General features: G+C 39.5%; 23 protein-coding genes. 18 read left to right on the top strand and 5 right to left on the bottom strand.

The features are described from left to right. The first annotated feature begins 247 nt into the window (after nt 1-247). From PQ478_RS07945 to PQ478_RS07970, 6 genes are all read left to right on the top strand, one after another. Nucleotides 248-880: a YitT family protein gene (locus tag PQ478_RS07945; protein WP_175585126.1), complete on the top strand. Its 633-nt coding sequence runs from the start codon at nt 248-250 to the stop codon at nt 878-880. Between the two features lie 99 nt (nt 881-979). Beyond that, a complete protein-coding gene (rnz, locus tag PQ478_RS07950; RefSeq protein ID WP_289236390.1) occupies nt 980-1,897 on the top strand; it encodes a ribonuclease Z in 918 nt (305 codons plus the stop codon). 63 nt (nt 1,898-1,960) lie between these two features. Next, complete coding sequence (locus PQ478_RS07955) at nt 1,961-2,224, top strand: YtzC family protein (RefSeq protein ID WP_083633406.1); 264 nt, start codon at nt 1,961-1,963, stop codon at nt 2,222-2,224. A gap of 162 nt (nt 2,225-2,386) precedes the next feature. After that, nucleotides 2,387-2,746: a thioredoxin family protein gene (locus tag PQ478_RS07960; protein WP_289236391.1), complete on the top strand. Its 360-nt coding sequence runs from the start codon at nt 2,387-2,389 to the stop codon at nt 2,744-2,746. Between the two features lie 5 nt (nt 2,747-2,751). After that, nucleotides 2,752-3,189: a BrxA/BrxB family bacilliredoxin gene (locus PQ478_RS07965; RefSeq protein ID WP_289236392.1), complete on the top strand. Its 438-nt coding sequence runs from the start codon at nt 2,752-2,754 to the stop codon at nt 3,187-3,189. Between the two features lie 138 nt (nt 3,190-3,327). Beyond that, entirely contained in the window at nt 3,328-3,747 is a 420-nt protein-coding gene (locus PQ478_RS07970) for a peroxiredoxin family protein (RefSeq protein WP_289236393.1), read from the top strand. Nucleotides 3,748-3,758: 11 nt separating this feature from the next. Here the strand turns inward: PQ478_RS07970 and PQ478_RS07975 are convergent, their stop codons facing one another. Further along, nucleotides 3,759-4,481: a metallophosphoesterase family protein gene (locus PQ478_RS07975; protein ID WP_289236394.1), complete on the bottom strand. Its 723-nt coding sequence runs from the start codon at nt 4,479-4,481 to the stop codon at nt 3,759-3,761. A gap of 167 nt (nt 4,482-4,648) precedes the next feature. On the opposite strand from PQ478_RS07975, the gene PQ478_RS07980 reads away from it, so the two are divergent. From PQ478_RS07980 to PQ478_RS07995, 4 genes are read left to right on the top strand one after another with little or no spacing between them, the layout of a single operon-like run. Continuing rightward, the gene (locus tag PQ478_RS07980; RefSeq protein WP_289236395.1) at nt 4,649-5,785 is read left to right on the top strand and encodes a conserved virulence factor C family protein; all 1,137 of its coding nucleotides are present in this window, start codon (nt 4,649-4,651) and stop codon (nt 5,783-5,785) included. Between the two features lie 6 nt (nt 5,786-5,791). Continuing rightward, the gene (locus PQ478_RS07985; RefSeq protein WP_012958567.1) at nt 5,792-6,001 is read left to right on the top strand and encodes a hypothetical protein; all 210 of its coding nucleotides are present in this window, start codon (nt 5,792-5,794) and stop codon (nt 5,999-6,001) included. Nucleotides 6,002-6,051: 50 nt separating this feature from the next. Further along, nucleotides 6,052-6,528, top strand: a complete 477-nt coding sequence (locus PQ478_RS07990) for a PH domain-containing protein (protein ID WP_289236396.1) — start codon at nt 6,052-6,054, stop codon at nt 6,526-6,528. Continuing rightward, nucleotides 6,518-8,056, top strand: a complete 1,539-nt coding sequence (locus PQ478_RS07995; protein WP_289236397.1) for a PH domain-containing protein — start codon at nt 6,518-6,520, stop codon at nt 8,054-8,056. The genes PQ478_RS07990 and PQ478_RS07995 overlap by 11 nt, the downstream gene beginning before the upstream one ends. A gap of 4 nt (nt 8,057-8,060) precedes the next feature. On the opposite strand, the gene PQ478_RS08000 is transcribed toward PQ478_RS07995, so the two are convergent. From PQ478_RS08000 to PQ478_RS08015, 4 genes are all read right to left on the bottom strand, one after another. Next, nucleotides 8,061-9,044 (bottom strand): DUF2777 domain-containing protein, encoded by a 984-nt coding sequence (locus tag PQ478_RS08000; protein WP_289236398.1) that lies wholly within the window; start codon nt 9,042-9,044, stop codon nt 8,061-8,063. A gap of 42 nt (nt 9,045-9,086) precedes the next feature. Next, a complete protein-coding gene (locus tag PQ478_RS08005) occupies nt 9,087-10,025 on the bottom strand; it encodes an MBL fold metallo-hydrolase (protein ID WP_289236399.1) in 939 nt (312 codons plus the stop codon). A gap of 135 nt (nt 10,026-10,160) precedes the next feature. Beyond that, nucleotides 10,161-11,072: a hypothetical protein gene (locus PQ478_RS08010; protein ID WP_022627219.1), complete on the bottom strand. Its 912-nt coding sequence runs from the start codon at nt 11,070-11,072 to the stop codon at nt 10,161-10,163. Between the two features lie 37 nt (nt 11,073-11,109). Next, the gene (locus tag PQ478_RS08015) at nt 11,110-12,132 is read right to left on the bottom strand and encodes a toxic anion resistance protein (protein ID WP_012958573.1); all 1,023 of its coding nucleotides are present in this window, start codon (nt 12,130-12,132) and stop codon (nt 11,110-11,112) included. A 250-nt stretch (nt 12,133-12,382) separates the two neighbouring features. Here PQ478_RS08015 and PQ478_RS08020 point away from each other — a divergent pair, with 250 nt between their 5' ends. The 8 genes from PQ478_RS08020 (at nt 12,383) to kapB (ending at nt 22,058) form a co-directional block, all read left to right on the top strand. Further along, complete coding sequence (locus PQ478_RS08020; RefSeq protein ID WP_289236400.1) at nt 12,383-13,165, top strand: NRDE family protein; 783 nt, start codon at nt 12,383-12,385, stop codon at nt 13,163-13,165. A gap of 317 nt (nt 13,166-13,482) precedes the next feature. Further along, on the top strand, nt 13,483-18,075 hold the full coding sequence (gene gltB, locus PQ478_RS08025; protein WP_289236401.1) for a glutamate synthase large subunit: 4,593 nt from the start codon (nt 13,483-13,485) through the stop codon (nt 18,073-18,075). A gap of 141 nt (nt 18,076-18,216) precedes the next feature. Beyond that, entirely contained in the window at nt 18,217-19,704 is a 1,488-nt protein-coding gene (locus tag PQ478_RS08030; protein WP_075682245.1) for a glutamate synthase subunit beta, read from the top strand. A gap of 164 nt (nt 19,705-19,868) precedes the next feature. Beyond that, a complete protein-coding gene (locus tag PQ478_RS08035; RefSeq protein WP_289236402.1) occupies nt 19,869-20,519 on the top strand; it encodes a YpjP family protein in 651 nt (216 codons plus the stop codon). A 152-nt stretch (nt 20,520-20,671) separates the two neighbouring features. After that, entirely contained in the window at nt 20,672-21,067 is a 396-nt protein-coding gene (locus PQ478_RS08040; protein WP_289236403.1) for a hypothetical protein, read from the top strand. A gap of 156 nt (nt 21,068-21,223) precedes the next feature. Further along, nucleotides 21,224-21,475, top strand: a complete 252-nt coding sequence (locus PQ478_RS08045) for a hypothetical protein (protein WP_012958579.1) — start codon at nt 21,224-21,226, stop codon at nt 21,473-21,475. Between the two features lie 11 nt (nt 21,476-21,486). After that, nucleotides 21,487-21,672, top strand: coding sequence for a hypothetical protein (locus PQ478_RS08050; RefSeq protein ID WP_012958580.1), 186 nt, complete (start codon nt 21,487-21,489; stop codon nt 21,670-21,672). A 17-nt stretch (nt 21,673-21,689) separates the two neighbouring features. Then, entirely contained in the window at nt 21,690-22,058 is a 369-nt protein-coding gene (kapB, locus tag PQ478_RS08055; RefSeq protein WP_012958581.1) for a kinase-associated lipoprotein KapB, read from the top strand. Nucleotides 22,059-22,062: the final 4 nt, after the last annotated feature.

The raw sequence follows: 22,062 nt of genomic DNA on the forward strand, positions 1-22,062 counted from the left end.
AAAAAATGTATAGAGAAAAAGACAAAGACGTATGTACAACTAATAAATAAGGATATCTGATAATTCTGATGAATAAAAATTCAATGAGATACATTGACGGTTTCCTCAAATTGGATTAAGGTTAAATAAGATAATAGAGATGATTACAACATTATACATAGAGATGGATTTGATGATAAGAATAAATAGAGAGAAATAAAATTCATTCTAGAAAAGAGAGAAAGTGTGGATAGGAGAGTGTTTGGTAGTGGAGAGGTATAAAGGCATAGGCCTTGTTTTGGCAGGGCTGTTATTGACTTCTTTTGGGCTGCGTTTTTTAGCTATGCATGATTTGACGTTTGGCGGTACGGCAGGACTTGCTACAGTGTTAACATATATGAGCCCGTGGAGCTGGGGTTTATTATTTTTCTTAGTGAATTTGCCTTTCTTTATCATTTCGTGGACGAAGCTAGGTAAATGGTTTACTTTATCAAGTTTACTTTCCATTACTGCTATTTCAGTGATCAGAGATTTCCTTGATGTGATGCCTTTTTTCAATGTTCCTTTATGGCTTGCAACTGCATTAGCTGGGATTTTCATTGGGATAGGTGTAACACTTGTCTTGAATAATGGGTCATCTCTTGGGGGTATTCATATTTTAGCTCTGTATATGGATCAAAAATGGGGAATTAATCGAGGGGTTACAATTTTTGTTAGTGATTTCTTAATTATTTTATTTGCTGCCTTGTTAGTAGGCTTCCAACAAGCCTTGTTATCTGTTCTTGTGATTTTTGTGGCAAGTACCATTATCGGGCGTTACAAGAAGTCCCCGATTCCAAAAGAAGCAGAAAATGGCGAAGACGCTTATGTATCTATGCCTGCTAAAAGCATTCATGAATAATTAGGTAACGAACAATCCTTCAGGGTTGTTCGTTTTTTAGTGAATTAGTTAAAGAGAAAATGCTATACTTCAACTAATACATACTGGCGGAGGGGTACCATGGAATTTCATTTTTTAGGAACTGGTTCAGGAGTTCCAGCTATTGAGAGAAATGTAAGTGCGATGGCGATACGTTTTTTGCAGCAAAAAGGCACTCAATGGTTGTTTGACTGCGGAGAAGCGACTCAGCATCAATTATTGCATTCACCCATCACTTTAACAAAAATTGACCGGATTTTTATCACACATCTACACGGCGATCATATTTTTGGACTGCCTGGATTGATGGGTTCAAGGTCTTTTCAGGGAGCGCTGAGTCCTCTTGTCATTTATGGACCCAGAGGCTTAGCTGAGTTTATTGAGGCGTCTCTAGCTGTATCAAAAACTCATCTTCGGTATCCATATGAAGTGATTGAACTTGAAGAAGGCTTCATGTTTGAAACAGAACATCTTTCAGTGGAAGCATTGGCACTAAATCATGTGATGCCTAGCTTTGCGTTTAAGGTGACTGAAAAAGATAAACCAGGTACATTGGATATTAAGAAAATAGAAGCGTACAATATCCCAAAAGGTCCACATTATCAAACGTTAAAAGAGGGAAAAACGATTACTTTAGAAGATGGTCGCACGATCAATGGACAGGAATTTGTCGGCCCCCAAAAAAATGGCCGGGTTGTGGTGATTGCAGGAGATACAAGGCCTACTAAAGAAATGATTAAATTCAGCAGGGAAGCAGATATTTTGATTCATGAGGCAACATTTAGAGCGGATAAAGCGGATCATGCTGTTCAATTTGGTCACAGCACAACACTAGAAGCGGCCTCTCTTGCAAAAGAAGCAAAAGTTAAGACTCTGCTGCTCACTCATATCAGCTCAAGGTATACAGGTGAGGAAGAGGCGTTTCTCAAAGAGGCTAAAACGATTTTTGAAAACACGCATCTTGCTCATGATTTGATGGTGTATACGCTTAGTTCATGAATAAATTTGTAAACAAAAAGGCATAGTAACATCATTCGCTAAACCAATTTACAGGGGGAGTTAATGATGGCTAACCGTGACCAAATGGAATCATGTATGGAGAAAGCAGAATCAGTTATTGAACAAGTTCAAAAAGTGTATGATGACGCTAGACGCGTTCAACCCGGAACAGAAGAAGAGTATACAAATGCTCAAATGATGTTAGAGGAAATGAGCGGGGAGCTTGATGATGTGCTAAGAGCGGCGACTCCAGAACAGCGTGAGGCACTTAATCGTAAACAGCAGCAGATCAGACAGCTGCAAAATAATATGATCCTAAAACGCTAAAAGCTCACATACTTTCTTGGTGCCTGCTGACTATAAGCAAGAAAGGGCTGTCTTTGAAGATTCATAAAGATCTTCAAGGGCAGCTTTTTGCTTTTTGAAGCGCTTCTCTTTTTCGTGCGTAAGCTAACATTATTTGCTACAATAGAAGTGTCAGGAGTGAGCATGATGGAGAGTATTACGGAACAAGAATTAAATGAACGTCTCAAAAGTAAGGAAGAATTACAATTTGTGTTTGTGACAACCCCTCTTTGCGGAACGTGTAAATTGGCTAGGAGAATGCTTATGATCCTTGAGGAGTCTGCACCTGAATTTAAACCGCTAGAATTGAATGTCAATACCGCGGCAGGCTTTGCAAACAGGTGGAAAATTAAAAGTGTTCCCGTATTGCTCGTTTTTAAAAAAGGCTTAGGTGTAGAAAGAATCTATGCTTTTCACTCCATCGCTCATTTGTATGAAATGTTAAAACCATATGTAGGCAAAGAAAGCATACATAATCTAGGTGAAGATAAAAAGGGGAGATAGTAGTTATGTCAATGCATTATGAAGAATATATGAAGCAGGTAGTACTGCCAATGAGAAAAGAACTGACGGATGCCGGCTTTCGTGAATTAACAACAGCTGAGGAAGTAGATCAATATATGAAGGATGCTGAGGGTACAACGCTTGTTGTTATTAACTCTGTGTGCGGGTGTGCAGCAGGGCTTGCAAGACCTGCTGCGATAACATCGTTATCACACGATCACACGCCAGATCATTTGGTGACAGTATTTGCTGGGCAAGATAAAGAAGCAACTGCTACGATGCGTTCTTATTTCAGTGATATTCCGCCATCTTCTCCATCAATGGCAATTTTGAAAGGATCTGAGGTCGTTCACTTTATCCCTCGTGAGCAAATTGAAGGAGCAGCCCCTGAATCGATTATTCGAAATTTAGCTCTTGCATACAACGAACATTGCCAGTCATAAATGACAATTGTTTGTTTAGGTCAACCTAGATGTAGGTTATCCAAATAAAAAGAAGCCTCCTCACCTTAGTATAAGGCGAAGAGGCTTTCCTCGTTTTAGTAACAATCAATTTTGTACAAGTCGAAAGGAGCATCTATTATGAACTCAACAGCCCCTGATTTTACACTGCCAGCATTAAACGGTACAGACTCTGTTACATTAAGTGCATTAAAGGGGAAAGTTGTCCTACTAACTTTCTTTACAACTTGGTGCCCTGATTCGAAAAGAGACATTTTAGAAAAACAGGCGCTTTTTCAATCGATGAATCGAGACGATGTCAAAATGATTTTTGTTCATGTAACAGGACGAGATTCATCTGTTGATCTAAGTAAGTGGCAAGAAGAGATGCAGCTTACTCTGCCTGTTTATATGGATCTTGGTACAAAAACGTATGATGCTTACCGTTGTATGGGGGTTCCAACGACGGTGTTGATCGATAAAGACCAGTCCATTAAAGGCCTCTACAATGATAAAGCTCGTATGATAGACATTATAAAAGGCCTAGGCGGCCTTTTATAATGTGGGGCTAATTATGGTTTTACCCCGTAAAAGACTACCCGGCCCATCGTTTCAATATTAGGATAACCGCCTTGATGATAAAGCTCTACGACATGCTCTCTGTTATAAGGAACTCTGTGAATCTGCATCGTGTGACGTCCTTCTTCAAGGTCAGCAATGATATAAGATGCGAGAGGATGGCCGTCAAATGGTAATCCGACGCTCCCTGAGTTAATAACATTTTTGCCGTGGAAAGAACGAACAAACGGTAAATGGATATGGCCATATGCATAGACGTCTGCTTCATCCTTTTGCATTAATTGGTGCTCAATTTTAGTTGTTTCATCTGGATATACATTTTCAAATAAGCTAGTAGGTGTAGCATGAAACGCATGAATTAATTGATCTTGACCGCGGTCTACAATCATTTCACTAGGAAGTTCGCTTAGATACGTTAGGTCCTCATCATTTAATCGTTTCAATGTCCAGTCGCGTTCTTTATTTAGGCCATCAAGTGCTTCTTTTGGCACTTCACCTTCATTAAAGCCGCGCACAAGCCACTCATCTGCATTTCCCTTTACAACGGATGCATCAAGTGAACGAATTAAATTAAGGCATCTTTTAGGTTCAGGTCCTCTAAAAGAGAGGTCTCCTAAAACAACAATGTGATCGACATCTTTTTTGTTTAAATCGGTAATAACTGCTTCTAGTGCTGTTGCATTGCCATGAATATCTGAAAGAAAAGCAAATCGCATGATGAAACCTCCTTTTTATAGTAGTATAACAGAGGTTTGTTCCTATTTAACATAACAATTTGGTAAATCTGAAGATTCATTCACTAAATTGAGACAAAGGGTCTATCGGTGGAATCCCTTATCAAGCTGTGATAAGATCAAAAAAAAGGTACACAGGAGGTATGAGCATGCATATTTTATCAATTGAACCAACTCCAAGTCCTAATACGATGAAATTAACATTAAGCGAAAGCTTAGGACAAGGGTCACGTAATAGTTATAACGAAAAAAACAAGGGCGAGGCACCTGAATACATACAAGAATTATTTAACATAGAAGGAGTTAAAAGTGTGTATCATGTAGCTGATTTCCTAGCCATTGACCGCCATCCTAAGGTGGATTGGAAAGTCATTCTTCCAAAGGTTCGCGAAGTGTTTGGGGAAGATGCAGATGAGACACGTCAACAGGAAAACAAAGCGCAAGATACATTTGGTGAAGTGTATGTAAGTCTTCAAGTATTCAAAGGCATTCCGATGCAGGTGAAACTGTCTAACGGAGAAGAAGAAAAGCGGGCAGGACTGCCTGATCGTTTTAATGAAGCAATCAGCAAAGCTCAAAAACCTGAGGACAATGTAGTGATGGAGCGAAAATGGGTGGATCAAGGTATCCGCTACGGTGAACTTGATGATGTAGCTAAAGAAGTAGTAGATGAGGTTTCAGCGGCTTATTCAGACTCTCGCTTAAATGGGCTGGTTCTTATTGCAAATGGTGAGGCAGGAAAGAATACAGAGCAGGCAGAAAGCAGATTTATTAAAGTGACAAAAGAAATGCTTGAAGCTTCAGATTGGCGAGAGCGTTATGCGGCTCTTGAGAGAATGGATCCAAAAGAAGAGGATCTTCCTGTGTTAGAGCTTGCCTTACGTGATGAGAAAGCATCGATCAGACGATTGGCTACTGTTTATTTAGGAATGATTGAAAAGCCGGTTGTCCTTCCATTATTGTATCAAGCTTTAGAGGATTCTTCAGTCACTGTTCGTCGTACAGCTGGTGATTGTTTGAGTGATATTGGTGATGCTGATGCAGCTGGGGCGATGGAGAAGGCCTTAAAAGATAAAAATAAGTTAGTCCGCTGGCGTGCTGCAATGTTTTTATATGAAGTGGGTGACGAGTCCAGCCTTCCTGCATTAAAGGAAGCTGCTGATGATCCTGAATTTGAAGTGGCGATGCAGGTGAAAATGGCAATTGAACGAATTGAAGGCGGAGAAGAAGCAAAAGGTTCTGTATGGAAGCAGATGACTGATTCAATTTCTAGTGAAAGGGAGTAGCGGCTGATGAATAAAGAAGAGATCATACAGGAACTTGAAAAAAGAGAAATGGAAGATATTCTTGAACTGATTGAAGATGCGGAAAAGGGTTATTTAGAGGAGCTTGAAATTGTTCCTTCTGTTGGACTTCTTTATGATAGAGAGTTAAACGAGGCCATTATCTCTTTATTGAAAGAGCAAGGGGTAGAGATTATTTACGTCACTGAAGAAGAGTAAGCATAAAGAGTTGAAAGTTACGAGGAGTAACCTTTTAAGGAGGAGTGAACGTGCGCGCTGCACCATCAACCTTTTTACCTGAAAAAGCACGTTCTGTATGGAGGCTGCAAGCATTCTTTGAAAGTCTGCTTGTAGCTTTATTTCCGATTGCATATGGTGTGCTGATTTATTTTTTTGATTTTCCACTATGGATTTTATTCAGCTTAATCGGGTTTTATCTTATCTTTGTCCTAATAACTGTATTTATTTTACCTCCTATTCGCTGGAGGCGCTTTACGTATGATGTATTAGAGGGTGAGGTAGATATACAATTTGGAGTATTGATTGTTAGGAGACAGTTAATCCCAATGACACGGGTTCAGCATGTTGATACCGAGCAAGGTCCTCTGCTTAGAAGATATAAAATGGCGGATGTTACGATTACAACTGCAGCAACAAGTCATCGAATTCCTACTCTGTCAGTTGAAGTGGCAGATGAATTAAGAGACAGAATCGCTAGACTTGCGGCGGTGGCTTATGATGAGTGAATTTAAACGGCTTCATCCAGCGAGTATCATTTTGATGTTCTTACAAGGGTTAAAGGGCATTATTTTACCAGTCATTATTACGTTATTCTTTAGCAGCTCACAAGGGGAGTCTTTTATACGGTTTGAATATATCTGGCTTGTTTTCATTGTCATTTTATTCATATCGAGCATCCTCTCTTATATCAGCTTTAGATATAAGCTTGAAGATGGAGAGTTATTTGTACAAAAAGGCATCTTTATTAAGAAAAAGAGATACATACAACAAAAAAGAGTTCAAAGTATCGATATCACAGCGGGACTGCTTCAGCGGATATTTGGACTGGTCAAAGTAAATGTAGAAACAGCAGGGAGCGGCGGTGAACCTGAAGTTCAATTAAATGCCATTAAAAAACAGGAAGCATCGCTAATTAGTGAAGCATTAAAAGCTGGTAAGCAGAACTTGAAACCATCTGATGCAGGTATAGCAGATCATGATTCAAACGATCGTCATGAGCCCGATGCATTAAATGGCAGTGAGTTTAATCCAGACAGTAATGAGCGGTTAGATGAATCATCGCAAGAGCTAAAACCTTCTGTTAAATGGAATTTATCAACTCAGCACCTGCTTATTGCAGCTCTTACTTCTAGCGGGATCGGTTTAACGATCTCAGCTGTAGGGGCGTTATTCAGTCAGGTAGAGCAGGTTATCCCTTCAACCCTCTATGAACGGACATTTGGATTTTTAGTTGGGTCTGGTATATGGTTTATCGCCGCCATTATCTTTTTCATTGTGTTTATTTCATGGATTATATCTTTTATCAATACTGTTTTAAAGTACGGTAATTTTTCGGTTGTCAAACAAAACGATGACTTAATCATCAAACGCGGCCTGATTGAAACACGGCAATTAACGATTAACACAGATCGTGTAACTGCTGTAAGGTATGTGGCAAATATCTTCCGACAGCCGTTTGGCTATACAGCCGTTTATGTTGAAAGTGCAGGTGGAGGGACAGGAGAGGAGCAAGGCTCAACGGTTCTTTTGCCCCTACTCAAGAAAAAAGACGCACAGCAAGTTTTAGAAGAACTGCTGCCTGAATATGCAGCAGAGCCAGTCTTTAAGCGGGTGCCGCAAAGAGCCTTAATTAGATATTTAGTGCAGAACACGTTTATTCCGATTGCAGCGACAGCGGCACTTTTTTACTTCTATCCCGAATTTGCCTACTACGGCCTGATAGCTGTAGCGCTCATGAGTGTGATAGGGTATGCCCAGTATCGTGATGCAGCGGCTGGTTCACTTTGTGGACAATTATATGTTCGCTATAGAAAACTAAGTCAAGTGATTGTGATATCGAAACATAGGAAAATTCAATCATTAGAGCGGCATGTGTCATTGCTTCAAGGAAGAAGAGATTTAGCTACAATAAAGTTAGCAGTGCAGTCTAGCTTTAGCTGGAAGTTATTTCGTGTGGAACATGTAGATGTCAATGATGCGGATCAACTGCTTTATTGGTATTCAAATAAAAACCAACGTGGGCGCTCTGACTGAGCGCTTACGTTGGTTTATTTGATATATTTGATACATACGTCACAACGGAGCGTTTTCCGTTATCAGAAGTAAATTCATACCGGTCAAACACATGGTCACTCGCATCTTCATTAAGTGTACGTTCGTAATGATGCTGGACAATAATTTGCCCTGTGTGTGTTCGGTAGGTTAAAAAGTTTACACCCTTAAATGATTTTTGACCGTTAGATTGCAGCAGCTGAAGCAATAAGCTGTTATGGCAATCGATTAGATCTTTATGATCTATATGATAATCTTTTAATGTCGCTTCAAATAGGTCAAGTGATGAAGGATCTAATTCGTTCTGTAAAATAAAATAAGGATCAAATTGCTTTTTGTCGATATAAATTGTTTCCCCTTCTGATGGACGATATTCCTCACCGTCATGACTCCTGAATATCCCTTCACCTACGTAATAGCCGAGCATATCTTTTTTCTTCCCTCTCCATTTAAATTCAAATGGACAGTCGGCTAAATCAAGTGTTGTCTCGTGCTCATCAATTAACAAGTACCTTGATCCGCTCTCATAGAAAACATAGGGGATGTGCTCGTGATTCTCATTGGCTGCAGAGTGTAGCAGCCTGTCGAGATTCTCATTTTTTAAGTAAACTAAAAGTTGATTTTCTTCTACCTGCAGCTCTTTTTGTTCTTTGAAAATGGCAGCTAGACGATCGGCTATGACATTTGCATGAGAATGATCATATGACTCCGGAAGTTTAGCTAAAGAGAGAGGAGCTAATTTATTCCCTGCAAATTCTACGATTTCATTTTCTTTATAAACAGGTGTAGAAATAACCTCAGAAACTGATGGTTCTCCTAGCTTAACGATATACTTTATTTTCAGTTTCCCCCGCCAAGGCTTTTTCGGCTCTGTTATTATTTCAAGTAATTCACCAATAAAGTGACCGTGCGGGTCGTCTTTTATGAGCAGGAGTTGATTCATATAACCTTTGGCTTGTATTCTATCCATGGTAAAAACCTCGCTTTGCAATAAACCTCATCGTATGTGGAATCAGGTTTGCTTTGATAAATAATCGATGATCCCCATTGAACATACTTTCAGGTCTAGGCGAATGTGTTCATAAGCTGGGTGGTCACGTTCTACGCCTTTTTTGTCTAATTCATTTTGAACGGCTTCTAAAATGGATGCAGCTAATTCATTTACACCTAAGCCATCTTTAACAGCTTCTTTTCCTTTTTGTACAAAGAGCGGCAGCCATTTTTCAATGTGTGAGTAAACCACCTCAGGGTGTGGAGCCAGACTGTAATGACCAAAATAAATTTGTTCAACACCGAACGTTTGAATTTTCTTCATTGATTGAATCGTCGCTTCTGGGTCAAATTGATTAGGGGATGTAGAAGGAAGAATCAGTTCCACACCATCCTTTGATAAAGGCTCATATCTTACACCGAGCGTATCACCTGTAAATATTCCTTTTGATTTTGACTCATAGATACTAATATGATGAGCTGCATGTCCTGGGGTATGTAAAAAAGTTAATGTACACGTATCACTTAATGGGAGAGTATCACCATCTTCAACCGTGAGCAGCTTCTCCTCTGCAATAGGAAGAATCGGATCAAATAATCGGTCAAAATCTTCTTTATACACAGCTTTAGCGCCCATGATTAAGCGAGAAGGATCATGAAGATGTCTTTTTCCTTTTGGATGCACAATCACTTTCGCATTAGGACAATGTTGAATGAGCAGGCCAGCTCCACCTGCGTGATCAAGGTGAATATGTGAAAGGATAATATATTCAACATCTTCTAGTTTTAAATCTAGCGCCCTAAATCCATCAATAATATGTTTAACTGATGGGCTTGGACCTGTTTCAATAATAGTCAGCTTATCCTCATTAAGTATGTAGCTTCCAGTCCTTTCTGGCATACTCATATCAAAGCCGTCAATAATTGAAATAGAAGGTGTTAAGGATACTGGTGCATTCATTTCATTTCCCCCTTTTTATTGAAATTAACTATTGAATTTAGCTTTACATTACATATAAGACCCTTACTAGTAGTGTAAGGGTCTTATATCGATTTAACAAGTATTAAAGCAAGGTGATACGAAGGTCTGCTTGTTCTAAGATTTACGATCTTGCTCATAGCGGAGCTTTTGAAGTCTTAGCAGGTGGTTCATATGTTCCCTTCGTTTTTCTTCCAGCTGCTCATAAAAAGTAATAAGAGTTAATTCCATTTGTGATAAAGAAACAAAGACATCTTCTTTATGGTCTAGCTGATTTTTCATTGATAGAGACAAAAAGGTATTCAAGAGGTTGGGGATATCTTCCTTAAGCATTCTTCGTACTGTATGCTTTTCTTCATAATCCAAGAGATCAAAATCTTCCTGTAATTTTTCAACTTGCTTAATAATGCGGGTTAATCGGTTTTCAATTAACGGGTCTACAGAAAATTTTTTTACTGTATCTAAATATCGAATGGCTTCTTGTCTTATAAGGCCGATATCCTGCTGTTTATTTAATGCAGGAGCTTTTAACGAATTCACTTCAGCTAATGTTAAAGCAGATGACGTCCCATTTGTATAAGCCTCGTCTAATCGGTGAATCCGATAGAATAACCCATTAAATAGAGTGGATTCCGCAACTTGTCTGACATGTGCCCGTCCATTTTTTAAATAATGAATACTCGCTTCTCGAATGACACCTACTCCATTTTTAGCCTTCATATATTTTCGGTAGCATGTGATTGTGATCCGTTTATGAATTGCAGAATTGGTGTATTTAGTATCGTTCATTTTCAAAGTGATCTGCTTGTGAGTCAATTTGATTTTAATGACAAACTCTTTATGCTTACGTTTAATGACGCGCTGCTTATTTTGACCATCTGCTTTCTCAATCATTCTCTCAATGAGTGATTCAGCTTCATGAATCAGCTTTTGACTGGCTGCATCTTTTAGCAGATGTTCCTCAACAGGACGTTTATGAGCGGGAGTCAAAAAACGAAAGAAAGGGGATTGCAGCAATGTACGACTCAATACGATCACCTCCAGATAAAAAATATCTTTTTATTCACTATTTATCTAATAATTTTGTCTGCATCTCTTTATTAAGAGTATCCATTTCTTCAATAAATTGTTTGCCGCTCGTAACAATTCGTTCATTGGACTGTTCCGTTAATTCAATCGCTTCAAACACATTGTTATATGCTTTTTTAAACGCTTCGATCGCAATAGCAGGTTCCTCTAGTGTCTTCAATGTAGCTTCTGTATTCTGTTTTAACATTTCTGCATTAGATAAAAGCATTGATTCAGTTGCTTCATTAACGTTACGAACAGCACTAATGACTTTTTGTTGATTATTTAAGGCAAGCTGAATGGAAGCCGTGACGGTAATAATATTTTTTGTCATGGTAATGGCATTGAAAATAGCTTCTTCAAGCTTATCATTATTTTCAATAATCAAATCGACTGAGGCAAGTGATTGCTGTAATACCATAACGGCTTGGGACATGTTTTTTACTCGAGAGACCACTTTTAGCTGTCCTTTTTTCAATGCATTTGGATTATCTTTCCACTTCTCAGAAGTCATTTCTTCTTCAAGCATGGCGTGCAGCCTGTTACCCGCATCAATTTGTTGATTTAAGTTTGTAATTCGCTGTTTGGCTACATCTTTTAATTGCTGCAGCATTAATGTATCTTCTTGCAGTTTGTCCTTCCCGCTAAGCAGCCCTTCAATGACTTGTTCGACTTGAGCTTCAACCGTTTGATATTTTCTAGCATATTGTTCGATCGGGCTTCTTCTTAACAGTTTATTCGTCCACTTTTTTAGCGGACTGTCTTTTAAGTAATCAGGCTCAAGCTGGCTGACCATTTCTTTTAATTGATGCAGTTGATTAGGCAGCTGATTTGATTGGTCGTTCATCATTTCTTTAACAGGACGCTTCAGTGCTTCAAGTGATTCTCCTGCCTCTTTTTGTTCTTCCTCACCTAAAGTATTTAATGAAGCAAGCAGTGAATCGATATCTTCTGATTGTCTATATTTATTAATCAGTTCCACTTCTTTATTTTGTTGTTCCTGTCTATTATCTTGAGTCATCATTGATCTCCTCCGTCGTGTGAAAAATAGAGTTTATTTATAGTACATACGATTATCCGCATCGTTAGGTTTCGGTTGATTATCCTTCTATTATGTATCAAATAATTTTGAAAGACAATGAATGTGATATGGATTATAATAAGTGCTTTAGGAAGTTAAAGGAATTAAGATTACGGCGCGTTGTCAGTTTCTAGTAGCAATTTGTCTGGTTCAAGATATACTTGAACATTTCGAAAGGTGGACTATATTAATGTGTTTAGTAGCGATCTCATATAAGCAAAATAAAGAGTTTCCATTGATAATGCTGGCAAACCGTGATGAATTTTATGACCGGCCGAGCAAACGCGTACATTTTTGGGAAGATCATCCTGACATTTATGCAGGGAGAGATGTAGAGCGCGGGGGGACTTGGCTTGGCGTAACAAAGAGTGGACGATTTGCCTGCGTAACAAATATTAGAGAACCTCTAAATGAAACGGAGGACCATGAATTTATTTCTAGGGGAGAACTAGTAAGGGGATTTCTATCATCAACGACACCCGCTAAAGAATATGTTGAAAGCATTCGACAACAAAAAGATGATTTTCAAGGCTTTAATTTGATTGCAGGTACAATTGATGAAGTATATTACTACTCAAATCGCTTACATGCCCTACAAAAGCTTACTCCAGGAAACTATTATGTAAGCAACAGCACATTAAATGTCACCTGGCCAAAAATAGATACATTAAAAACAGCCGTTGAAACTGAAATTATGAATGAAACCGCTTATCCCGCTTTAATAGATAAGGGTCTTCACATTTTGCAATCAACAATGACCTACCCTGATCATGTGCTGCCTGACACAGGAGTAGGTCTAGAGTTAGAGCGATTACTCTCGCCTGTATTTATACAAAGCGAAACGTACGGGACAAGAGTATCGACCATCGTTCTATTTGATAAAGACGGCAAACGCTTTATAGCTGAACAAGGTTATGGGGAGAATGGGGTTCAAGAAGAAAGAATTGAAAAAATTATACACAGAAACGCTTGAAAACACGTCACGACGTGTTTTCTTTTTTTGTAGAACGGGAAAAGGATTTTATACTTTTATAGTAAAGTGATAAGTAGTAAAGAACAATTGTATATTTATTCATTAAATGCACTTTATATTCATTATAATCGGAAAAATATTTGAACATTTTTTGAAAAAGAATGAAAAAAACCTTTAAAGTAAGCGTTTTCATCAAAAGATCTACCTATTTAAAATTTGCCGAAATGTCAGAAAAATGATATGATCCTGTATATTAGCTCGAATGGTTTATGGGGAGAGTTGATTGAATTTACTTTTTGGAGAAAGGTTGGGTGCTAATGCAGAACGCTAGATATCCTAAAAAACAAGGCCTATATGATCCTCAATTTGAACGTGATAATTGCGGGATCGGCTTCTTAGCACATATGAAAGGTCAAAAATCTCATCAAGTTGTAGAAGATGCCCTTCATATTCTCAGAAATTTAGAGCATCGCGGTGGTCAAGGCGATGAGGTCAATACTGGAGACGGTGCAGGAATATTGCTTCAAATTCCACATCGCTTCTTTCAAAAAGTGTGTTTAGCTGAAGGGATGACTCTTCCTAATGAAGGGTACTACGGAGTTGGGATGTTGTTTTTGCCACAAGATGAACAATTACGTGAGCAGTGTGAAAGAAACGTTGAAGAAAAGGTTCAAGAAGAGGGATTAACGTTTCTAGGCTGGCGTACAGTTCCTGTTGATGACACCATGCTTGGCAATGCGGCAAAAACAGCCATGCCATATATTCGTCAATTATTTATAAAAAGAGAAGAAAATTGTACGGATAACCTTCAATTTGAACGTAAACTATATGTAGTTAGAAAGCGCGCTGAAAAAGAACTTGCCAAGCAAATCCCAATTGATCAATCGTTCTATTTTGCAAGCCTTTCAAGTCGTACCATCGTTTATAAAGGAATGCTTACAACAGAGCAGGTAAATCAATTTTATTTAGATCTTTGTGATCATGATTTTGAAACCGCCATTGCTCTTGTTCATTCTCGTTTCTCAACAAATACATTCCCAAGCTGGGAGCGTGCTCATCCTAACCGTTATATGATTCATAATGGGGAAATCAATACTTTAAAGGGTAATGTAAACTGGATGCATGCTAGAGAGGCTATGTTTGAGTCGGATGTATTTGGAGCGGACATTAATAAGATCCGTCCGATTGTCGACCAAAGCGGAAGTGATTCTTCCATGTTCGATAATACATTGGAGTTTTTATCGCTATCTGGAAGAAGAATGTCTCATGCTGCGATGATGATGATTCCTGAACCATGGCAGAATGATCCCCATATGTCTCCTGAGAAGAAGGCGTTTTATCAATTCCACAGCACATTAATGGAGCCATGGGATGGACCTACTGCGATCTCGTTTACAGACGGTACGCAGATTGGCGCATGTCTTGATCGTAACGGGCTTCGTCCTGCTCGTTATTATGTAACCAAAGATGATTATGTGTTAATGTCCTCTGAGGTCGGGGTGTTAGATATTGATCCAGAGAATGTATTGTACAAAGAGCGTCTTCACCCAGGTCAAATGCTCTTAGTCGATACAAAAGAAGGGCGCATTATTCCTGATGAAGAAATTAAACATGAAATTGCTGCTGAATTCCCATACAGCGATTGGGTGAGTGAAAATTACATCCAACTAGAGGATGTGTTGGAAACTTCTCATGTACAAGGTTCGCAATTTTCCAATTTATTAGAGCGTCAGCTTGCTTTTGGCTACACGTATGAAGAATTATCTAAAGTGATTTCTCCTATGGTAACAGAGGGTGTTGATCCAGTTGGTTCTATGGGATACGATTCGCCTCTCGCTGTATTATCGAAGAAATCACAGCTTTTATATAACTATTTTAAGCAGCTGTTCGCACAAGTTACGAATCCAGCTATTGATGCAATCCGTGAAGAAATTGTGACTTCTTATGGTACGACCATAGGTGCAGAGCGTAACTTATTAAATCCAGAGCCAAAAAGCAGCAGACATATTCATCTGCCGTATCCAATTTTAAATAATGAAGAACTTGCTAAGCTGCGTCATAACAAATTAGAAGGGTTCAAAGCTTGTACGCTGCCGATATTATTTAAAGCAGATCATGCGCCAAATCGCTTAGAAGAAGCGCTTAATGATTTATTTGCCCAAGCTGACCAAGCAATTGAAGATGGACACACCCTTCTTATATTAAGTGACCGCAATATGGACACCGAACATGCAGCTATACCAGCATTACTTGCTGTGTCTGGTTTGCATCATCATTTAATCCGTCAAGGAACTCGTACAAAGGTGAGTATCTTGCTTGAATCTGGTGAACCACGTGAAGTTCATCATCATGCAGTGTTGCTTGGGTACGGGGCAGAAGCAATCAACCCATATCTTGTATTCGATTCGATTGATGAGCGTATTCAAGAAGGTCTGCTTGAAGGATATTCATATATTGAAGCTGTAAACCGTTATGTCTTGGCAGCAACTAAAGGGATCATGAAGGTCCTCTCAAAAATGGGGATTTCTACGATCCAAAGTTACCGAGGGGCGCAAATCTTTGAAGCTGTTGGGATTGATTCAAGCGTTATTGACCGCTATTTTACTTGGACAACATCAAGAATTGGCGGGATTACACTTGAAGTGATCGCAAAAGAAGTTTTAATGAGACATGACCGTGCGTATTCCACTCAAGAAGGCGTCGATCGTACGCTGGATGCGGGTGATGATTTGCAATGGAGAAGAAATGGGGAGCCTCATCAATACAATCCTCATACAATTCATATGCTCCAGCATGCATGCCGTAACGGTAACTATGATTTATTTAAAAAGTATTCTGCGGCCATTAATGAGCAGACAAAAGAGCAAACAACACTCCGTGGATTGCTTAAACTTAAAGCTGCGACTCCTATTCCACTTGATGAAGTGGAGCCGGCAGAAGAGATTGTTAAACGTTTCAGAACGGGTGCTATGTCATTTGGATCGATCTCTAAAGAGGCACATGAAACACTTGCTATAGCGATGAACCGCATTGGTGCAAAAAGTAATACAGGTGAAGGCGGAGAAGATCCGAAGAGATTTACAGAAGATGAAAATGGCGATCTGAAAAGAAGTGCTATTAAGCAGGTGGCATCAGGCCGTTTTGGTGTAACGAGCCACTATTTAGTAAATGCTGATGAGATTCAAATCAAAGTTGCACAAGGAGCGAAACCTGGTGAAGGCGGCCAGCTTCCAGGAAACAAAGTGTACCCTTGGGTGGCAGAAGTACGTGGTTCAACTCCTGGGGTTGGATTAATTTCACCGCCGCCGCATCATGATATTTATTCAATTGAAGATTTGGCTGAGTTAATTCATGATTTGAAAAATGCGAATCCTCAGGCAAAAATTAGTGTTAAGCTTGTAGCAGGTACTGGTGTTGGTACGATTGCTGCCGGTGTTGCTAAAGGGCGTGCTGATGGTATTGTCATCAGCGGGTATGACGGCGGTACGGGTGCTGCTGCAAGAACAAGTATTAAACATACGGGTCTTCCTTGGGAGATTGGCTTGGCTGAAACTCATCAAACACTCGTATTAAATAATTTACGTGACCGTGTAACGCTTGAGACAGATGGGAAATTAATGACTGGTAAAGACGTCGTCGTTGCAGCACTTCTTGGTGCAGAGGAGTTTGCATTCTCTACGGCTCCGCTTGTTGTATTAGGCTGTATCGTCATGCGCGTCTGCCACCTTGATACATGTCCAGTCGGAATTGCCACGCAAAATCCTGAGCTTAGAAAGAAATACATGGGAGAGCCGGAACACGTCGTTCACTTTATGAAATTTATCGCAGAAGAAATCCGTGAACTAATGGCAGAGCTTGGAGTTAAGAGGATTGATGAGCTGATCGGCCGTACGGATTTACTTGAAATGAATGAAGAAGTGGATAACTGGAAAGCAAAACATATCGATCTAACTGGGCTGTTGTTCCAGCCTCGTTCAGGTGATCCATCACGTCATTATTGTACGAAAGCTCAAGATCATCAGTTAGAACTTTCGCTTGATGCTCGTGAATTGCTTAAAGCAAGTGAGCCTGCTTTATACGAGGGCAAGCCAGTACGCGGGTCTTACCCAATTAAAAATGTGGATCGTGTTGTTGGTACGATTGTTGGTAGTGAGATCAGCAAACGTTACGGAGCTGAAGGCTTGCCGGAAGATACGATTCAATTTGACTTTACTGGTTCAGCGGGTCAAAGTTTTGGAGCTTTTGTACCAAAAGGCATGACCTTGACGCTTGAAGGAGATGCCAATGATTATATTGGGAAAGGACTCTCAGGCGGAAAACTTGTTGTGTATCCTCCAAAGGTAGCTTCTTATAAAGCAGAAGAAAATATAATTGTTGGTAATACGGCCTTTTACGGAGCGACATCTGGTGAGGCGTTCATTCGTGGAATTGCGGGAGAACGATTTGCTGTACGTAACTCTGGTGTAAATGTAGTTGTTGAAGGTGTAGGTGACCATGGACTTGAATATATGACCGGCGGTATGGTCATCAACCTAGGTACAGTTGGTAAAAACTTTGCTGCTGGTATGTCTGGAGGAGTCGCTTTTGTTCTTGATGAAGAAGGTACGTTCCCAACAAACTGCAACCTAGAAATGGTCCATCTTGAGACTCTTGCTTCTGTAGAAGATGTGGTACTCGTTAAATCGATGCTTGAGAAACATCTAGCTTATACAGGCAGTACACAAGCTGAGAAAGTTTTAGCCAATTGGGATCAATATGCGGCAAACTTTGTAAAAGTTATACCAAAAGATTATAAACGAATGCTTGAAGCAATAGAGCGGGTGAAGCAAGAAGGATTGTCACACCGCGATGCGATTATGGTTGCATTCGATGAGAACAAACGTGATAAATCAAGAGTAAGTGGAAAATAAGCAATTCCAAAATTGAAAGGTAGCGAAAGAATAGAGCGTTAGACAACGCTCTATTTCCTCCTATCCTTTCATTAAACTGAAATGTAATAGATGGTGAGATGATTTATAAATAGACATTGAGCGTAGTTTGGAGTGATTTTTATGGGGAAGCCAACAGGTTTTATTGAGTATAAGAGAGAGAATCCAGTAAAAAAAGATCCTTTTGAACGAACAAAGAACTGGCAGGAATTTCAACTGCTTATGCCCGAAGCTAAATTAAGACAGCAAGGTGCACGCTGTATGGACTGTGGAGTGCCTTTTTGTCAGGCTGGCACCTCTGTTCCTGGTTCAGCTGATATCGGCTGTCCGGTTTATAATTTAATTCCTGAATGGAATGACTTAGTTTATCGCGGTAAATGGCGTGAAGCGCTGGATCGCCTGCATAAAACGAATAACTTTCCTGAGTTCACTGGACGAGTGTGTCCTGCTCCGTGTGAAGGCTCTTGTACAGTAGCAATCTCTGATGACCCTGTAACAATTAAGAGCATAGAATACCATATTGTTGAACGAGGCTTCCAAGAAGGCTGGATCACAGCGAACCCTCCAAAAACAAGAACAGGTAAAAAAGTGGCTGTTGTAGGTTCTGGGCCTGCTGGTTTAGCGGCTGCTGCTCAGTTAAATAAAGCAGGGCACTTGGTTACAGTATTTGAGAGAGAAGACCGCATTGGCGGACTTTTGACATATGGAATTCCAGATGTGAAACTTGCATACCAAATTGTAGACCGACGCGTGAGAATTCTTGAAGAAGAAGGAATTGAGTTTAAGCCTAACACAACGGTTGGTCAAGATATCACATCAGAACAGCTTGAGAGTGAGTTTGACGCGGTAATTTTATGTACTGGAGCTACGAAACCGCGTGAGGTAGAAGTAGAAGGCCGTGATCTAAAAGGTATTCATTATGCTATGGACTTTTTAACGGCTAATACAAAAAGCTTATTAAACTCTGATCATAAAGACGGAGAATTTATTTCTGCAAAAGATCAGCATGTGATTGTTATTGGCGGCGGTGATACGGGCGCAGACTGTATTACAACATCAGTCAGACATGGTGCAGCATCCATTACACAGTTTGATATTAACCGTCAAAAGGGTGCAGATCGTACAGCTGATAATCCTTGGCCGCTGTTTCCATATGTGCATCAAATTGAGGACGGGCATAAGGAAGCATTTGCCGTTTACGGGGAAGACCCGCGTGCTTATCAGCTTATGACCACAAAATTTGTTGGTGATGAAGAAGGAAATGTACGTGAACTTCATACGATTGCCGTGGAAACGACGATTGGTGAAGACGGGGTGAAAGTGCGTACACCGATTGAAGGTTCTGAGAAGGTTTGGAAGGCAGATTTAGTTTTATTAGCTGTCGGATTTACAGGACCTGAACAAGAGCTCATTGATCAAATGAAACTTGAAACAACTAAAAGGCAGACTTTAAAAGCTGATTACGGAAAATACGCGACGAATAAAGAGGGCGTATTTGCAGCTGGAGATAATCGCCGAGGTCAAAGTCTTGTTGTATGGGCGATTCATGAAGGCCGTGAAGCTGCAAGAGAGTGTGATCGTTTCTTAATGGGAAGCTCGAACTTGCCATAAGAGTGAATCGTTAAGGATATGTGTCAGGGCGGCCTTTAAGGTCTCCCATAATGACACATATTTTTTATGGAAAATATCGTAGCGTTTTCATAGGTTTCATGAGAAAATAAAGTAGAGTGAAAATTATAATTATAAAATGAAAACTATGAAAGGGCGTGTGTACGATGATGCCATGGATGAAAAGGGGTCTCGTTATCTCATCTGCCCTCCTGACCTTAGGTATATTTGTTCCACCAAATGAATATATCAAAGAAGTGCAAGCACAAGCACCCGCAAAGTCTATAGGAGAGAGTAGTGAGAAACCACTCGTTTATAAAGTTAATGAGACAAGCTATGAGCTGTATCATGACGTCTTACCTTTAAGTACCGATCATTATATTCACAGAGATTCCTCCTCACAAGAAGTATTTACTGAATATGTTATGAATTATATGTACGATCAAAGCATGATGAAGTTTGGTTCTGCGATAGCAGGTAAGATCGAAGAACCATTTAAGCAAGAAATCCTTCCAAAATTAAAAGATATTCTGATTGATACAACAAGCGATTTAACAAAAGAAGAGTGGGAACAAGTCACTCTCTCTAAACATCCTGCAGCAGGGCTCGGAGAGAAAATTGTCCATTTGTATAATCAAGAGAGCGGAGAAGATCTGCTTCGTTTTCATGTAAGACGAGATCACCCGCCTAAACAAGGTTACTTATTTAATTTTCATTACCATACCTACCTAGATCAATTTGAGAAACACCATGACCTAGGTAGCATTTATTGGGGAAAGGACAGTCCGCCTCAATGGATGTCTGTAAACCGTGTCTAATTAGATGCGGTTTTTTTGTATTTTATGTGACGACCCACTGACATCTATCCAAGTTAATGATAATATAGACCTATGAATATATAAGTGCATTCTGATGTCTTAACTAATATTGTTGATAAAGAATGAGTATAAAGATAGAAAAGAGTGGTGTTATGAGCAAGCAGATCGTAATGGTTGTCATGTCCGCTGTTATGTTTATAACAGTCTGGGCAATCGTTATTTTTCAATTTAATGCAAAAACGAGTGAACCCATTGAATTAAAAGAACCGTTAGACCTCGCGGTGATGGATAGTGAAACCACTTCTGATCGAGTGATTCCGCTGCCTGATTCTATTACAGATGAAAGTCATTCCTTGGTCGAAGAAAGTATTGATCCATCATTAGAAGTGATAGAAGAAGGGTCATCAGAAGAATTTGTTCAAGAAAATCAGGGGTTAGTAACTGAGTCTGGTGTGCTGATCGATTTAAGATTATATGATTTCAGTGATATATCTACTGCTGATGGCATACCTATTGAAGGTATTTTATCAAAATTAAACTTAGAATAACGGTCGATTAACATAGGAAATTTGTTTAAAAAGCTCTGTTTTACATGAATTCATTAGATTTTCAAGAATTCCCTCTCATCTTTTACATAGTTTTGGTACGATAGTATGGTAGCCAACGTGTGAAACTTGGGGGGATTTTTTTATGGAAGTGATTTTATGGAAATGAAGAAAGAAACAAAATCTAGTCCGCTATGGCTTAAATGGGCGCTCAGAGTGGTGCTAGGATATGCCGCTTTGCTTGCTCTTATTTTAGCGATAACGATTATCGTAATCCTTGTAACGTTTACATTAATTGTTATTGACGGGGTAACGGAATCGAGCCGATTAGGTCAATTCTCTGAACAATATTTAGTCCCAGTATCAGAGTTCATGTGGAATCTCTTTACATGGTTAGTTCCTGGGCTTTAGGTGGTGATATAATGGAAGAAGGCCTGATCTTAGTCCTTTTTGCCATGCTGTTTTTTCTTTTAACTGGTGTTTTCGGCGGGATTGGTATTTATCAAGCTCTTCATAATCAAAAGAAAAAAGCAACGTGGTTTTTAATTATTGGATTTATTTGTATTATTACGTTTATTATTTTTACCTTTTTAGGAGCCATGCATTAAGCAGGAGGTGAGTTCTGTTGTCTATTGTTCAAGCAAAGTATAAAACAGGTGTTTATATTGGAGAAGTAGTAGAGATGCGAGAATCAGAACAAAGAGGGCTTATTAAAGTGCTGGCTGTTTTGAAGCACCCTACTCAAGGCGATCTGCACAATCCTAAACAGACAGAAGGAGTCTTCTTTCATCAACGTAAGGCTTTAGCCGAGTTTGAGAAGACATGGGTGCCGCTAGCAACAATTAAACCATATGAAGGGAATGTCCCTTCATATTCAGATTCTCTTCGCAGTGCGCTAGAGGAGAAGATCGATGAACTTACGCATAAACAGTCAGAGTTTAGTAATCAATCTTTAAAACATCTTCAAGAACTAAAAGACGAGTATGGGTTATAATACT

Source organism: Alkalihalophilus pseudofirmus (assembly GCF_029094545.1).
Classification (GTDB): Bacteria; Bacillota; Bacilli; order Bacillales; family Bacillaceae_D; genus Alkalihalophilus; species Alkalihalophilus pseudofirmus.

What these genes read in the sequence shown, in the direction of transcription:
- PQ478_RS08045 (WP_012958579.1), top strand. Translation starts at nt 21,224, where the DNA reads ATGGAAATGAAGAAAGAAACAAAATCTAGTCCGCTATGGCTTAAATGG.
- PQ478_RS08050 (WP_012958580.1), top strand. Translation starts at nt 21,487, where the DNA reads ATGGAAGAAGGCCTGATCTTAGTCCTTTTTGCCATGCTGTTTTTTCTT.
- PQ478_RS08015 (WP_012958573.1), bottom strand. Translation starts at nt 12,132, where the DNA reads ATGACTCAAGATAATAGACAGGAACAACAAAATAAAGAAGTGGAACTG.
- PQ478_RS08040 (WP_289236403.1), top strand. Translation starts at nt 20,672, where the DNA reads ATGAGCAAGCAGATCGTAATGGTTGTCATGTCCGCTGTTATGTTTATA.
- PQ478_RS07980 (WP_289236395.1), top strand. Translation starts at nt 4,649, where the DNA reads ATGCATATTTTATCAATTGAACCAACTCCAAGTCCTAATACGATGAAA.
- PQ478_RS07970 (WP_289236393.1), top strand. Translation starts at nt 3,328, where the DNA reads ATGAACTCAACAGCCCCTGATTTTACACTGCCAGCATTAAACGGTACA.
- PQ478_RS08005 (WP_289236399.1), bottom strand. Translation starts at nt 10,025, where the DNA reads ATGAATGCACCAGTATCCTTAACACCTTCTATTTCAATTATTGACGGC.
- rnz (WP_289236390.1), top strand. Translation starts at nt 980, where the DNA reads ATGGAATTTCATTTTTTAGGAACTGGTTCAGGAGTTCCAGCTATTGAG.
- PQ478_RS07955 (WP_083633406.1), top strand. Translation starts at nt 1,961, where the DNA reads ATGATGGCTAACCGTGACCAAATGGAATCATGTATGGAGAAAGCAGAA.
- PQ478_RS08000 (WP_289236398.1), bottom strand. Translation starts at nt 9,044, where the DNA reads ATGGATAGAATACAAGCCAAAGGTTATATGAATCAACTCCTGCTCATA.
- gltB (WP_289236401.1), top strand. Translation starts at nt 13,483, where the DNA reads ATGCAGAACGCTAGATATCCTAAAAAACAAGGCCTATATGATCCTCAA.
- PQ478_RS07985 (WP_012958567.1), top strand. Translation starts at nt 5,792, where the DNA reads ATGAATAAAGAAGAGATCATACAGGAACTTGAAAAAAGAGAAATGGAA.
- PQ478_RS08020 (WP_289236400.1), top strand. Translation starts at nt 12,383, where the DNA reads ATGTGTTTAGTAGCGATCTCATATAAGCAAAATAAAGAGTTTCCATTG.
- PQ478_RS07975 (WP_289236394.1), bottom strand. Translation starts at nt 4,481, where the DNA reads ATGCGATTTGCTTTTCTTTCAGATATTCATGGCAATGCAACAGCACTA.
- PQ478_RS08035 (WP_289236402.1), top strand. Translation starts at nt 19,869, where the DNA reads ATGATGCCATGGATGAAAAGGGGTCTCGTTATCTCATCTGCCCTCCTG.
- PQ478_RS08030 (WP_075682245.1), top strand. Translation starts at nt 18,217, where the DNA reads ATGGGGAAGCCAACAGGTTTTATTGAGTATAAGAGAGAGAATCCAGTA.
- PQ478_RS07960 (WP_289236391.1), top strand. Translation starts at nt 2,387, where the DNA reads ATGATGGAGAGTATTACGGAACAAGAATTAAATGAACGTCTCAAAAGT.
- PQ478_RS07995 (WP_289236397.1), top strand. Translation starts at nt 6,518, where the DNA reads ATGATGAGTGAATTTAAACGGCTTCATCCAGCGAGTATCATTTTGATG.
- PQ478_RS07965 (WP_289236392.1), top strand. Translation starts at nt 2,752, where the DNA reads ATGTCAATGCATTATGAAGAATATATGAAGCAGGTAGTACTGCCAATG.